This is a genomic window from Streptomyces sp. NPDC048751 (genome assembly GCF_043198595.1).
GTDB lineage: Bacteria > Actinomycetota > Actinomycetes > Streptomycetales > Streptomycetaceae > Streptomyces.
This window is the reverse complement of the sequence record NZ_JBICUX010000021.1, coordinates 54,418-67,415: the sequence shown is the minus strand read 5'-3', so window position 1 is coordinate 67,415 and position 12,998 is coordinate 54,418. Positions and strand designations below refer to the sequence as shown.

General features: G+C 71.8%; 10 protein-coding genes and 1 pseudogene. All 11 read left to right on the top strand.

Annotated features, from left to right (window positions below; genetic code table 11):
• Positions 1 to 119 precede the first annotated feature (119 nt).
• The gene (locus tag ACGFNV_RS41830) at positions 120 to 2,054 is read left to right on the top strand and encodes an acyl-CoA dehydrogenase family protein (RefSeq protein ID WP_393630305.1); all 1,935 of its coding nucleotides are present in this window, start codon (positions 120 to 122) and stop codon (positions 2,052 to 2,054) included.
• A gap of 250 nt (positions 2,055 to 2,304) precedes the next feature.
• Positions 2,305 to 3,573, top strand: a complete 1,269-nt coding sequence (gene dxr / locus ACGFNV_RS41825; protein ID WP_393630303.1) for a 1-deoxy-D-xylulose-5-phosphate reductoisomerase — start codon at positions 2,305 to 2,307, stop codon at positions 3,571 to 3,573.
• Between the two features lie 11 nt (positions 3,574 to 3,584).
• Positions 3,585 to 4,877, top strand: coding sequence for a M50 family metallopeptidase (locus tag ACGFNV_RS41820; RefSeq protein WP_393630403.1), 1,293 nt, complete (start codon positions 3,585 to 3,587; stop codon positions 4,875 to 4,877).
• Between the two features lie 170 nt (positions 4,878 to 5,047).
• Positions 5,048 to 6,205: a flavodoxin-dependent (E)-4-hydroxy-3-methylbut-2-enyl-diphosphate synthase gene (gene ispG, locus ACGFNV_RS41815; RefSeq protein WP_393630301.1), complete on the top strand. Its 1,158-nt coding sequence runs from the start codon at positions 5,048 to 5,050 to the stop codon at positions 6,203 to 6,205.
• Positions 6,206 to 6,532: 327 nt separating this feature from the next.
• On the top strand, positions 6,533 to 7,381 hold the full coding sequence (locus ACGFNV_RS41810) for a GNAT family N-acetyltransferase (RefSeq protein WP_393630299.1): 849 nt from the start codon (positions 6,533 to 6,535) through the stop codon (positions 7,379 to 7,381).
• Between the two features lie 87 nt (positions 7,382 to 7,468).
• Positions 7,469 to 7,999, top strand: coding sequence for a GNAT family N-acetyltransferase (locus ACGFNV_RS41805; protein WP_393630298.1), 531 nt, complete (start codon positions 7,469 to 7,471; stop codon positions 7,997 to 7,999).
• Positions 8,000 to 8,071: 72 nt separating this feature from the next.
• Complete coding sequence (locus ACGFNV_RS41800; RefSeq protein ID WP_393630296.1) at positions 8,072 to 9,775, top strand: proline--tRNA ligase; 1,704 nt, start codon at positions 8,072 to 8,074, stop codon at positions 9,773 to 9,775.
• 141 nt (positions 9,776 to 9,916) lie between these two features.
• Positions 9,917 to 10,261, top strand: coding sequence for a hypothetical protein (locus tag ACGFNV_RS41795; protein WP_393630294.1), 345 nt, complete (start codon positions 9,917 to 9,919; stop codon positions 10,259 to 10,261).
• On the top strand, positions 10,258 to 11,211 hold the full coding sequence (locus tag ACGFNV_RS41790) for an FAD:protein FMN transferase (protein WP_393630293.1): 954 nt from the start codon (positions 10,258 to 10,260) through the stop codon (positions 11,209 to 11,211). The genes ACGFNV_RS41795 and ACGFNV_RS41790 overlap by 4 nt, the downstream gene beginning before the upstream one ends.
• On the top strand, positions 11,208 to 11,873 hold the full coding sequence (locus ACGFNV_RS41785; RefSeq protein WP_393630291.1) for a ferric reductase-like transmembrane domain-containing protein: 666 nt from the start codon (positions 11,208 to 11,210) through the stop codon (positions 11,871 to 11,873). The genes ACGFNV_RS41790 and ACGFNV_RS41785 overlap by 4 nt, the downstream gene beginning before the upstream one ends.
• Positions 11,870 to 12,961 (top strand): annotated as a pseudogene (locus ACGFNV_RS41780) (NADH-ubiquinone oxidoreductase-F iron-sulfur binding region domain-containing protein); the annotation flags it as partial. The gene ACGFNV_RS41785 and the pseudogene ACGFNV_RS41780, both read left to right, overlap by 4 nt.
• Between the last annotated feature and the right edge of the window lie 37 nt (positions 12,962 to 12,998).

Sequence of the window (12,998 nt, the reverse complement as noted above, 5' to 3'; positions counted from 1 at the left end):
GGCGGGCGCCGTGGACGTGAGGGGTGGTGGGCGCGCCCGGTATCGGGTACATACGATCCGGTAGGACTGATCAGTAATGCACGGTCCCCTTGATCCCTATTCGCGGCGAGGTGAGCCTCATGTCCGCCCCAACCGCCAACAAACCCACCGTCACGGAGCGCGAGGCACGCCAGGTCGCCGAGGCGGCCCGCGAGCAGGACTGGCGCAAGCCGAGCTTCGCGAAGGAACTCTTCCTCGGCCGATTCCGGCTCGACCTCGTCCACCCCCACCCGCTCCCGGCGGACGAGCACACCCAGCGCGGCGAGGAGTTCCTCGCCAAACTGCGCGACTTCTGCGAGACGAAGATCGACTCGGCGGTCATCGAACGGGACGCCCGCATCCCGGACGCCGTCATCAACGGGCTCAAGGAGCTCGGCGCCCTCGGCATGAAGATCGACACCAAGTACGGCGGGCTGGGCCTGACGCAGGTGTACTACAACCGGGCCCTCGCCCTGGTCGGCTCCGCGAACCCGGCGGTCGGCGCCCTGCTCTCCGCCCATCAGTCGATCGGCGTACCGCAGCCGCTGAAACTCTTCGGCACCCAGGAGCAGAAGGACACCTTCCTGCCGCGCTGCGCCCGCACCGACATCTCGGCGTTCCTCCTCACCGAGCCGGACGTCGGCTCCGACCCGGCCCGCCTGGCCACCACCGCCGTCCCCGACGGCGACGACTACGTCCTCGACGGGGTCAAGCTGTGGACCACCAACGGTGTGGTCGCCGACCTCCTCGTCGTCATGGCCCGCGTACCGAAGTCCGAGGGCCACAAGGGCGGCATCACCGCCTTCGTCGTCGAGGCATCCTCCGAGGGCGTCACGGTCGAGAACCGCAACGCCTTCATGGGCCTGCGCGGCCTCGAGAACGGCGTCACCCGCTTCCACCAGGTGCGCGTGCCCGCCGCGAACCGCATCGGCCCCGAGGGCGCGGGCCTGAAGATCGCGCTCACCACGCTCAACACCGGCCGGCTGTCGCTGCCCGCGATGTGCGTCGGCGCCGGAAAGTGGTGCCTGAAGATCGCCCGCGAGTGGTCCGCGGTGCGCGAGCAGTGGGGCAAGCCGGTCGCCCTGCACGAGGCGGTCGGTTCGAAGATCAGCTTCATCGCGGCCACGACGTTCGCCCTGGAGGCGGTCGTCGACCTGTCCTCCCAGATGGCCGACGAGGACCGCAATGACATCCGCATCGAGGCCGCCCTCGCCAAGCTGTACGGCTCCGAGATGGGCTGCCGCATGGCCGACGAACTGGTCCAGATCCGCGGCGGCCGCGGTTTCGAGACAGCTGCGTCCCTGTCCGCCCGCGGCGAGCGCGCGGTACCGGCCGAACAGCTCCTGCGCGACCTGCGCATCAACCGCATCTTCGAGGGATCGACCGAGATCATGCACCTGCTGATCGCCCGCGAGGCGGTCGACGCCCACCTCTCCGTCGCCGGTGACCTCATCGACCCCGAGAAGTCCCTGTCGGACAAGGCGAAGGCGGGCGCGGGCGCGGGCGTCTTCTACGCGAAGTGGCTGCCGAAACTGGTCGCGGGACCGGGACAACTCCCAGGCTCCTACAGTGACTTCAAGCACGAGGTCGACCTCTCCACGCACCTGCGCTACGTCGAACGCCACGCCCGCAAGCTCGCCCGCTCCACCTTCTACGCCATGTCCCGCTGGCAGGGCCGCATGGAGACCAAGCAGGGCTTCCTCGGCCGGGTCGTCGACATCGGGGCGGAACTGTTCGCGATGAGCGCGGCCTGCGTACGGGCCGAACTCCTGCGCAAGCAGGGCCGGAACGGCCGCGAGGCCTACCAGCTCGCCGACGCCTTCTGCCACCAGGCCCGCATCCGCGTCGAGGAACTCTTCGCCCGGCTGTGGACCAACACCGACGACCTCGACCGCAAGGTCGTCAGGGGCGTCCTCTCCGGCACCTACGAGTGGCTGGAACACGGCATCGTCGACCCGTCGGACGACGGGCCCTGGATCGCCGAGGCCGCCCCCGGGCCCTCCGCCCGGGAGAACGTCCACCGCCCGATCCGCTGAGCGCCGGGCGCCCGCGGTTCGCCGTGGGCCGGGGCCGCGGTGGTGCCTCGGGCCCGTCGCTGGTCTGGCCCCTCTGTTCGCCGGCACGGTTCACCGGCGTGGGGACCAGCCGCGCGACGGGCTGCGGCGCACCACCGCGGCCCGCTCCCGTGCGCCGGCGGGCTGCGGGCCGGGGGTGCCTTCGCCGCTACGACACCCGTGAGAGGGACGCCCTGTCCTCGCACGCCGTCCGGGCGGACACAATGGGGGGATGAGCGACAGTCCAGCCCCCCTCGCTGATCCACACCTCGTCTACGACCCCGTCGTCGGAGACGGGCCGAAGGACGTGGTGATCCTCGGTTCCACCGGGTCGATCGGCACCCAGGCCATCGATCTCGTGCTGCGCAACCCCGACCGGTTCCGGGTCACCGCGCTGTCCGCCAACGGCGGACGTGTCGGACTTCTCGCCGAGCAGGCGTACCGGCTGCGGGTGCGGACCGTGGCGGTGGCCCGCGAGGACGTCGTACCGGCGCTGCGGGAGGCGCTCGCCGCGCAGTACGGCACCGGGGAGACGCTGCCCGAGATCCTCGCCGGACCGGACGCGGCCACCGAGGTCGCCGCCTCCGACTGCCACACCGTGTTGAACGGCATCACGGGCTCCATCGGCCTCGCGCCCACCCTCGCCGCCCTCCAGGCGGGCCGCACCCTCGCGCTCGCCAACAAGGAGTCGCTCATCGTCGGCGGCCCGCTGGTCAAGGCGCTCGCCAAGCCCGGACAGATCATCCCGGTCGACTCCGAGCACGCCGCCCTCTTCCAGGCACTGGCGGCCGGCACCCGGGCCGACGTCCGCAAGCTCGTCGTCACCGCCTCCGGCGGGCCCTTCCGCGGCCGTACGAAGCAGGAGCTGGCCCACGTCACCGTCGAGGACGCCCTCGCCCACCCCACCTGGGCGATGGGCCCGGTGATCACGATCAACTCCGCGACCCTCGTCAACAAGGGCCTGGAGGTGATCGAGGCCCACCTGCTGTACGACATTCCCTTCGATCGCATTGAGGTGGTCGTGCACCCGCAGTCGTATGTCCACTCGATGGTTGAGTTCACGGACGGATCGACACTGGCGCAGGCGACGCCCCCCGACATGCGCGGGCCCATCGCCATCGGCCTGGGCTGGCCCGAACGCGTTCCCGACGCGGCCCCCGCCTTCGACTGGAGTACCGCCTCGACGTGGGAGTTCTTCCCGCTCGACAACGAGGCGTTCCCCTCCGTCGGCCTCGCCCGGCACGTGGGTGAGCTCGCGGGCACCGCGCCCGCGGTGTTCAATGCCGCCAACGAGGAGTGCGTGGAAGCCTTCCGCCGCGGTGCCCTGCCCTTCAACGGGATCATGGAGACCGTCACGCGGGTGGTTCAGGAGCACGACACGCCGGTGACGGGAACTTCACTGACCGTGTCGGACGTCCTCGAAGCAGAGCGCTGGGCCCGCGCCCGGACACAGGAACTGACAGCACTGACCGCACAGACGGCGACCGCGGAGGCCCGTTGATGACGTCCCTGATGATGATCCTCGGCATAGTCGTCTTCGTGGTCGGCCTGCTGTTCTCGATCGCGTGGCACGAGCTGGGGCATCTGTCGACGGCCAAGCTCTTCAAGATCCGCGTGCCGCAGTACATGGTCGGCTTCGGTCCGACGATCTGGTCGCGCAACAAGGGCGAGACCGAGTACGGCATCAAGGCCATCCCCCTCGGCGGCTACATCCGCATGATCGGCATGTTCCCGCCCGGCGAGGACGGCAGGGTCACGGCCCGCTCCACCTCGCCCTGGCGCGGCATGATCGAGGACGCCCGCTCGGCCGCCTTCGAGGAGCTCAAGCCCGGCGACGAGAACCGCATGTTCTACACGCGCAAGCCGTGGAAGCGCGTCATCGTGATGTTCGCGGGCCCCTTCATGAACCTGGTCCTGGCGGTGGCCCTGTTCCTCGTCGTCCTCATGGGCTTCGGCATCTCGCAGCAGACCACCACCGTGAGCTCCGTCTCCAAGTGCGTGATCGCCCAGAGCGAGAACCGCGACGAGTGCCAGAAGTCCGACCCCGCCTCCCCGGCCGCGGCCGCCGGGCTCAAGGCCGGCGACAAGATCGTCTCCTTCGACGGGGTGAAGACGGACGACTGGAACCAGCTCTCCGACCTCATCCGCGCCGCCCCCGGCAAGGAGGTGCCGATCGTCGTCGACCGCAAGGGGGAGCAGGTCACCCTCACCGCGAAGATCGCCGACAACCAGGTCGCCAAGAAGGACTCCAGCGGCCAGATCGTGCAGGGCGAGTACGTCAACGCCGGCTTCCTCGGCTTCAGCGCCGCCACCGGAATCGTCCGCCAGGACTTCGACGAGTCCCTGACCTGGATGGGCGACCGCATCGGTGAGGCCGTCGACTCCATCGCGAGCCTGCCGGCCAAGATCCCGGCCCTGTGGGACGCCGCCTTCGACGGCGCCCCGCGTGAGCCGGACTCCCCGATGGGCGTGGTCGGCGCGGCCCGCGTCGGCGGCGAGATCTTCACCCTGGACATCCCGCCCACCCAGCAGCTGGCCATGGCCCTGATGCTGGTCGCCGGCTTCAACCTCTCCCTGTTCCTGTTCAACATGCTCCCGCTGCTGCCGCTCGACGGCGGGCACATCGCGGGCGCCCTGTGGGAGTCGCTGCGCCGCAACCTCGCGAAGGTGCTGCGCCGTCCGGACCCCGGTCCCTTCGACGTGGCGAAGCTGATGCCGGTGGCCTACGTGGTGGCCGGGATCTTCATCTGCTTCACCATCCTGGTGCTGATCGCCGACGTCGTTAACCCCGTGAAAATCTCGTAGTCGTCCGGCGTTCGCGGCGGCCGGGAACCTTCGGGTTCCCGGCCGCCTCCCATTGAGTGGCTTCGCGGGTGGGATGTGCTCGGCGCCGCGCCCGTGCCGTAATCTCGAAGCCTGGAGCCCGCCGCTGACGGGACCTGGGCCTTGATCCACGACTTGGGGTTGCACAGCAGATGACTGCGATTTCTCTCGGCATGCCGTCCGTTCCGACCAAGCTCGCCGAGCGCCGGAAGAGCCGGCAGATCCAGGTCGGCTCCGTGGCGGTCGGCGGGGACGCCCCGGTCTCCGTGCAGTCGATGACCACGACCCGTACGTCGGACGTCGGCGCCACCCTCCAGCAGATCGCCGAGCTCACCGCGTCCGGCTGCCAGATCGTCCGTGTGGCCTGCCCCACGCAGGACGACGCCGACGCCCTCGCGACCATCGCCCGCAAGTCGCAGATCCCGGTCATCGCCGACATCCACTTCCAGCCGAAGTACGTCTTCGCCGCGATCGAGGCCGGCTGCGCCGCTGTCCGGGTGAACCCGGGCAACATCAAGCAGTTCGACGACAAGGTCAAGGAGATCGCCAAGGCGGCGAACGAGCACGGCACCCCGATCCGCATCGGCGTCAACGCCGGTTCGCTCGACCGCCGCCTGCTCCAGAAGTACGGCAAGGCGACGCCGGAGGCCCTCGTCGAGTCGGCGCTGTGGGAGGCGTCCCTCTTCGAGGAGCACGACTTCCGCGACATCAAGATCTCCGTGAAGCACAACGACCCGGTCGTCATGATCGAGGCCTACCGCCAGCTCGCCGCCCAGTGCGACTACCCGCTCCACCTCGGCGTCACCGAGGCGGGCCCCGCCTTCCAGGGCACGATCAAGTCGGCGGTGGCGTTCGGCGCGCTGCTCTCCGAGGGCATCGGCGACACGATCCGGGTGTCCTTGAGTGCCCCTCCGGTAGAGGAGGTCAAGGTCGGCAACCAGATCCTCGAGTCCCTCAACCTCAAGCAGCGCGGCCTGGAGATCGTCTCCTGCCCGTCCTGCGGCCGCGCCCAGGTCGACGTCTACAAGCTGGCCGAGGAGGTCACCGCCGGCCTCACCGGCATGGAGGTCCCCCTCCGCGTCGCCGTCATGGGCTGCGTCGTCAACGGCCCCGGCGAGGCCCGCGAGGCCGACCTCGGCGTCGCCTCCGGCAACGGCAAGGGCCAGATCTTCGTCAAGGGCGAGGTCATCAAGACCGTCCCCGAGTCCAAGATCGTCGAGACCCTCATCGAGGAGGCCATGAAGCTGGCCGAACAGATGGAGGCGGACGGCGTCATCTCCGGCGAGCCCTCCGTGTCGGTGGCGGGCTGACGGGGCTTCCTTTCGAGCGCCGGACGGCGAAATCCGGTCGGCGGGTGTCCGAGAACGAGCGTTTGTCGGGCCGAAGCCTGCCCACCCATAGGGAGCGCAGCTCATGGGGGCCGGGTATCAACGCCGGTTCGGTCATCTCAGCCCGTCCGGCGCTTGAGGACGAGGCCGTCCAGGCCGAAGCGGGGGTCCGGGGGCGGCAGCCCCCGGGGACGCGACGCCAATCCACGCCCACCGGCGAACGAGCGGCAACACCCACAGGGCGGCGCGGCAAAGCTTCCGCAGGTACAGTGCGGAGATCAGCAGACCCCAAGGTGTGAGGCCCCGCACGTGTTGACCCAGACGACTTCCCGGGTCCTCGAACCGAGCGACCTGGACGCCGCGCTCGCCGTACTCGACCGCGAGCCCGTCGCGAACGCCTTCGTGACGTCCCGAGTCCAGGTCGCGGGCCTCGACCCCTGGCGGCTGGGCGGCGAGATGTGGGGTTGGTACGAGGACGGCATGCTGACGTCCCTCTGCTACGCCGGCGCCAACCTCGTCCCGATCTGCGCCACCCCGCGCGCCGTCCGCGCCTTCGCCGACCGCGCCCGCCGCGCCGGCCGCCGCTGCTCCTCCATCGTCGGCCCCGCCGAACCCACCACCCAGCTGTGGCGCCTCCTGGAACCCCACTGGGGCCCGGCCCGCGAGACCCGCGCCCACCAGCCCCTCATGGTCACCGACCGCATGCCCGCCCACATCGCCCCGGATCCGTACGTCCGCCGTATCCGCAAGGACGAGATGGAGACGATCATGCCGGCGTGCGTGGCCATGTTCACCGAGGAGGTCGGGGTCTCCCCGCTGACCGGCGACGGCGGCCTCCTCTACCAGGCCCGCGTCGCCGAACTCGTCGGCGCCGGCCGCTCGTTCGCCCGCCTCGACGAACACGGCAAGGTCGTCTTCAAGGCGGAGATCGGCGCCGCCACGGCCCAGGCCTGCCAGATCCAGGGCGTCTGGGTCGCCCCCGAACACCGCGGCAAGGGCCTCGCGGCCCCCGGCATGGCGGCGGTCCTGCGCTACGCCCTGGCGGACGTGGCCCCGGTGGTGAGCCTGTACGTCAACGACTTCAACACGGCGGCGAGAAGGACGTACCGGCAAGTGGGCTTCCAGGAGATCGGCGCGTTCATGAGCGTCCTGTTCTGAAGCCCCCGAAGGCGCGGGGAACCGCGCGATCAAGCAGAGTCAACCCGCGCCCGGACGACAACCCGGACCCCCCTGTAGGCTCCCCGCATGGACCTCGCGATCGGCCCCCTCGACCTCCCAACTCACGTGGACGAGGCCCTAGCTGTCCAAGCCCAGGCCTTCGGACTGGGGCCGGAGGAAGTCGCCGTACGCCGCCAGATCGTCCTCCGCCACATGACCTACCCGGGCGCCCGCGCCCTCGGTGCCACCGCCGGAGGCCGCCTCGTCGGGTTCGTCTACGGCATGCCCAACGACCGTACCCACTGGTGGTCCACCGTCGTGGAGCCCTACCTCCGCGCCCAGCACCACGACGACTGGCTCGACGGCTCCTTCGTCATCACCGAGCTGCACGTCCACCCGGCCCACCAGAACAAGGGCATCGGCCGCTCCCTGATCACGCAGATCACCGACAGCGCCACCGAACCCCGCTCGATCCTCTCCGCGATCGACATCGAGAGCCCGGCCCGCGGCCTCTACCGCTCCCTCGGCTACGTCGACCTCGCCCGCCAGGTCCTCTTCCCCAGCGCCCCGAAGCCGTACGCGGTGATGGGCGCCCCCCTGCCCCTGCGCCGCCGATAACGGATTTCCACCGGAACCGGCCCCCCGGCTAACCTCCAAGCCATCACCCTTACGCAGCAGGAGTACGGAACCATGGCGAACGCACCGGTCCAGCGCATGTCCCAGTTGATGGCGAAGACGCTGCGCGACGACCCGGCCGACGCCGAGGTCCTCAGCCACAAGCTGCTCGTCCGCGCCGGGTACGTCCGCCGCACCGCGGCCGGCGTGTGGACGTGGCTGCCGCTCGGCAAGAAGGTCCTCGCCAACGTCGAGCGGATCGTCCGCGAGGAGATGGACGCGATCGGCGCCCAGGAGGTGCTGCTCCCCGCCCTGCTGCCGCGTGAGCCGTACGAGGCGACCGGCCGCTGGGACGAGTACGGCCCTGAGCTCTTCCGCCTCCAGGACCGCAAGGGCGGCGACTACCTCCTCGGCCCGACCCACGAGGAGATCTTCACGCTGATCGTGAAGGACCAGGCGTCCTCCTACAAGGACCTGCCGGTCATCCTGTACCAGATCCAGACGAAGTTCCGCGACGAGGCCCGCCCCCGCGCCGGCATCCTGCGCGGCCGCGAGTTCCTGATGAAGGACTCCTACTCCTTCGACCTGGAGGACGAGGGCCTCGCCCGGTCCTACGCCCTGCACCGCGAGGCCTACCAGAAGGTGTTCGCACGCCTCGGGCTCGACTACCGCATCTGCGCCGCGACCGCCGGCGCGATGGGCGGCTCGAAGTCGGAGGAGTTCCTCGCCCCGGCCGGCGCCGGCGAGGACACCTTCGCGGACTGCCCGAACTGCGACTTCGCGGCGAACACCGAGGCGATCACGTACGAGCTGAAGCCGGTGGACGCGGCGGGTGTCCCGGCCGCCGAGGACATCCCGACCCCCGACACCCCGACCATCGAGACCCTCGCCGCCCACCTCGGCGTCGAGGCCTCCGCCACCCTGAAGAACCTCCTCGTCAAGGTCGACGGCGAGATCGTGGCCGTCGGCGTCCCCGGTGACCGCGAGGTCGACATGGGCAAGGTGGAGGCGCACTTCGCCCCGGCCGCCGTCGAACTGGTGACGGCGGAGGACTTCGTCGGCCGCCCGGACCTGGTCCGCGGCTACGTCGGCCCGCAGGGCCTGGGCGAGAAGGTCACGTACCTCGCCGACCCGCGCGTGGCCCCCGGCACCGCCTGGATCACCGGCGCCAACAAGCAGCACACGCACGCGAAGAACGTCGTCGCGGGCCGTGACTTCGAGGTCGACGAGTACGTCGACGTCGTGGTCGTCCAGGAGGGCGACCCCTGCCCGAACTGCGGCACCGGACTCAAGCTGGACCGCGCCATCGAGATCGGCCACATCTTCCAGCTGGGCCGCAAGTACACCGACGCCCTCAAGCTCGACGTCCTCGGCCAGAACGGCAAGCCGGTCCGCGTGACCATGGGCTCCTACGGCATCGGCGTCTCCCGCGCGGTCGCGGCCCTCGCCGAGCAGAGCGCCGACGACAAGGGCCTGTGCTGGCCCGCCGAGGTCGCCCCGGCCGACGTGCACGTCGTCGCCGCGGGCAAGGCCCTGCAGATCGAGCTGGCGCTCGAGGTCTCCGAGAAGCTGCGGTCGGCCGGCCTGCGCGTCCTGGTCGACGACCGGGCCGGCGTCTCCCCGGGCGTGAAGTTCACGGACTCCGAGCTGATCGGCGTACCGAAGATCCTCGTGGCGGGCCGCCGCTCCGCGGAGGGCGTCCTGGAGCTCAAGGACCGCAGGACGGGCGAGCGCGAGGAGCTCACCGTGGACGAGGCGATCGCACGCCTCACCGCCTGATCCTGAGCCCGCTGTGCACCGCCTGATTCAAAGGCACCTCTCAGAGAGTTCTGTCGAGGCGTATGGGCGCCTCACAGACTTCTCTCAGGCCGTTCCCCGAGCGTAGGGCGTGACAGAGCGTCACTGCGGAGGGGAACGGTCATGAACACGAGGGAACGGGGCGCCGCGGCGGCGGTCCGCAGAGGAGCACGGCGCACGGCGGCAGTCGCGGCGGCGATCACGCTCGCGGCGGTGGCCGGGGTGTTCGCCCTGGTCGGCACGATGCAGGCGGACGCGAACGCGACGACGAGCAGCGGGACCAACTCCAGCAGCAGCGCGGACTCCGGCACGGACTCCTCGTCGAGCGGTTCGTCCACCGACACCGGCTCGTCCTCTGACAGCGGTTCGTCCACCGACACGGGCTCGTCCTCGGACAGCGGCGCCGGCTCCCACGGCCTCACCTCGCCCTCCGGCGGCTCCGCCGACTCCACCTCGGGGGCGTCGTGACCAGGACGACGACCGCCGCCACCGAAGGGCGGGCCCTGGGTACCGGCGTCCGCCTCGTCGTGACCGACCCGGCCCTGCTGGACTCCTGCGACCTGCTTCTCGCCCGGCACCTGGCCGAGGTCGACGCGGCGTGCAGCCGCTTCCGCACCGACTCCGAACTGGCCGCCCTCGACGGCACGGCCGGCCGCCCGGTGCGGGTCAGCCCCGTGCTCGCCGAGGCCCTCGCCGTCGCCCTGCGCGCGGCCGAGACGACGGACGGTGCCGTGGACCCGACGGTCGGCTCGGCGATGGACGCGATCGGCTACGACCGCGACTTCACGCTCGTACGCGAGGACGACCGACCGGTGCGGCTGGCGGTGCGGCGCGCTCCGGGCTGGCGCCGGGTGCGGCTGGACCCCGCGACGGGCACGGTCGCCGTCCCCGAGGGCATCCGCCTGGATCTGGGCGCCACGGCGAAGGCATGGGCGGCCGACCGTGCCGCGCGGACACTGGCGGCGGCGGCCGGCTGCGGGGTCCTGGTCAGCCTGGGCGGCGACACCTCCGTCGCCGGCGAACCCCCGGCGGGCGGCTGGCAGATCCGCGTCCAGGACGTCACCGGTCCCGTCGACGAGACGCCCGCGCGGGGCCCGTACGCCACGGTCGGTCTGCGCGGCGGCGGGCTCGCCACGTCCGGTACGACGGCCCGCCGCTGGCGGCGCGGCGGACACGACCTGCACCACATCGTCGACCCGCGCACCGGGTTGCCCGTCCGCTCTCCGTGGCGCACGGTGTCCGTCGCCGCGGCCACCTGCGCCGACGCCAACGCGGCGAGCACCGCGGCCCTGGTCAAGGGCGCGGCGGCGGAGCGGTGGCTGACCCGGCGCGGCCTGCCATCCCGGCTGGTGGCGCACGACGGGACGGTGGTCACGACCCCGGGCTGGCCCAGCACCGCCCTGGAGGCCGCCGCATGACCTCCGAGACCCTCTGGTACGCCAACCGGGCCACCGGTGCCGTCTGCCTCGTCCTCTTCACGGTCGTCGTCCTGCTCGGCATCGCGGTGAGACTCGGAGGCCGGATCCCCGGCCTGCCCCGCTTCGGCACCGTGCGTCTGCACCGCACGCTGTCCCTCTCCGCGACCGCCTTCCTGGCCCTGCACATCACCACCGCGATCGTCGACAGCTACGTCGACATCACGTTCGTCGACGTGCTCGTGCCCTTCGTCTCCGCCTACCGGCCGCTCTGGCTCGGCCTCGGCACGGTCTCCCTCGACCTGATGCTCGCCGTCCTGGTCACCAGCCTCCTGCGCGCACACCTCGGCCACCGCACCTGGCGGGCCGTCCACTGGCTGGCGTACGCCTCCTGGCCCGTCGCCCTGGCCCACGGGCTCGGCATCGGCACGGACCTCGGCGCGGACACCGGCACGGACTGGATGACCTGGCTGACCGTCGCGTGCGTGGCGACCGTGGTCGCGGCGTCCGCGCTGCGCGCCGCCCACGCCGTCCGCGCCTCCCGCCACACTCCCGCAGCACTCCTGCGCGCCTCCGAAGAGGCCCGCCCGCGCATCGCCGAAGAGGCCCGCACCGGGGCCCCCGAAGAGGCCCGCTTCCGCACCACCCAAGGAGCCCGCCGATGACCGCGACCTTCCCGGACCTCTTCATGTCCCCCCGACTCCTCGCCCCCGGCACGGCCCCGGCCGACCTCCCGACCCACCGCGAGCGCTACGGCCCCCTGGCCCACGGCGACCCCGCCGGTGTGCTCCGCGCGGTCGCCGATTCGGGTCTCACCGGGCGCGGCGGGGCCGCCTTCCCGACGTACCGCAAGCTCGTGTCGGTCGCGGACGCCGGGCACCGGGCCGGCCGTGCCCCCGTCGTCGTCGCGAACGGCGCGGAGGGCGAACCGGCGAGCCGCAAGGACCGGACCCTGCTGCACCGCTCGCCCCACCTCGTCCTGGACGGGCTCCAGGTGGCCGCCGCGACGGTCGGGGCGGGGGAGGCGTACCTGGCCGTGGAGGACGGCGCGACCTACCTGGAGTCGGCGCTCGCCCATCGCAGCGACCCGCTGCCCGTGCGGGTCGTCCGGCTGCCGAAGTCGTTCCTGTCGGGGCAGTCGTCGGCCCTGGCCCGCTTCGTGTCCGGCGGCGCCGCCCTGCCCACGCACCAGCGCCCGCCGGTCCGCGAACGCGGGGTGCGCCGGGCGCCGACGCTCGTGCAGAACGTGGAGACGCTGGCTCACCTGGCACTGATCGCCCGCTACGGCGCCGACTGGTACCGCACGGCCGGGACCCCGGCCCAGCCGGGCAGCGCCCTGTGCACGCTCCTCGTCGCGGGACACGAGCCGCGGGTCGTCGAAGCCCCCTACGGCCTGCCGATCGCCCGGCTGCTGCCCCTCCAGGGCGCCTCGGCGGTCCTCGTCGGCGGCTACCACGGCACGTGGGTCCCGGCCCGTGAGGCGTCCCGACTGACCGTCGACGCAGGGCACTTGGGTGCGGGCGTGCTCGCCGCGCTGCCCGGCGGCCGGTGCGGCCTCGCCGAGACCGCCCGCGTCCTCCGCTACCTGGCCCTGCAGTCGGCCGGCCAGTGCGGCCCCTGCCTCAACGGCCTGCCCCGGATCGCCACCGCCTTCCGCACCCTCGCCACGCCCGGCCCCCAGGGGACCGTCCGCGCCGACCTCGCCCGCTGGTCCGGCCTCGTCGAGGGCCGCGGTGCCTGCCATCACCCCGACGGCACGGTCCGTCTGGTGCGCAGTGCCCTCACCACCT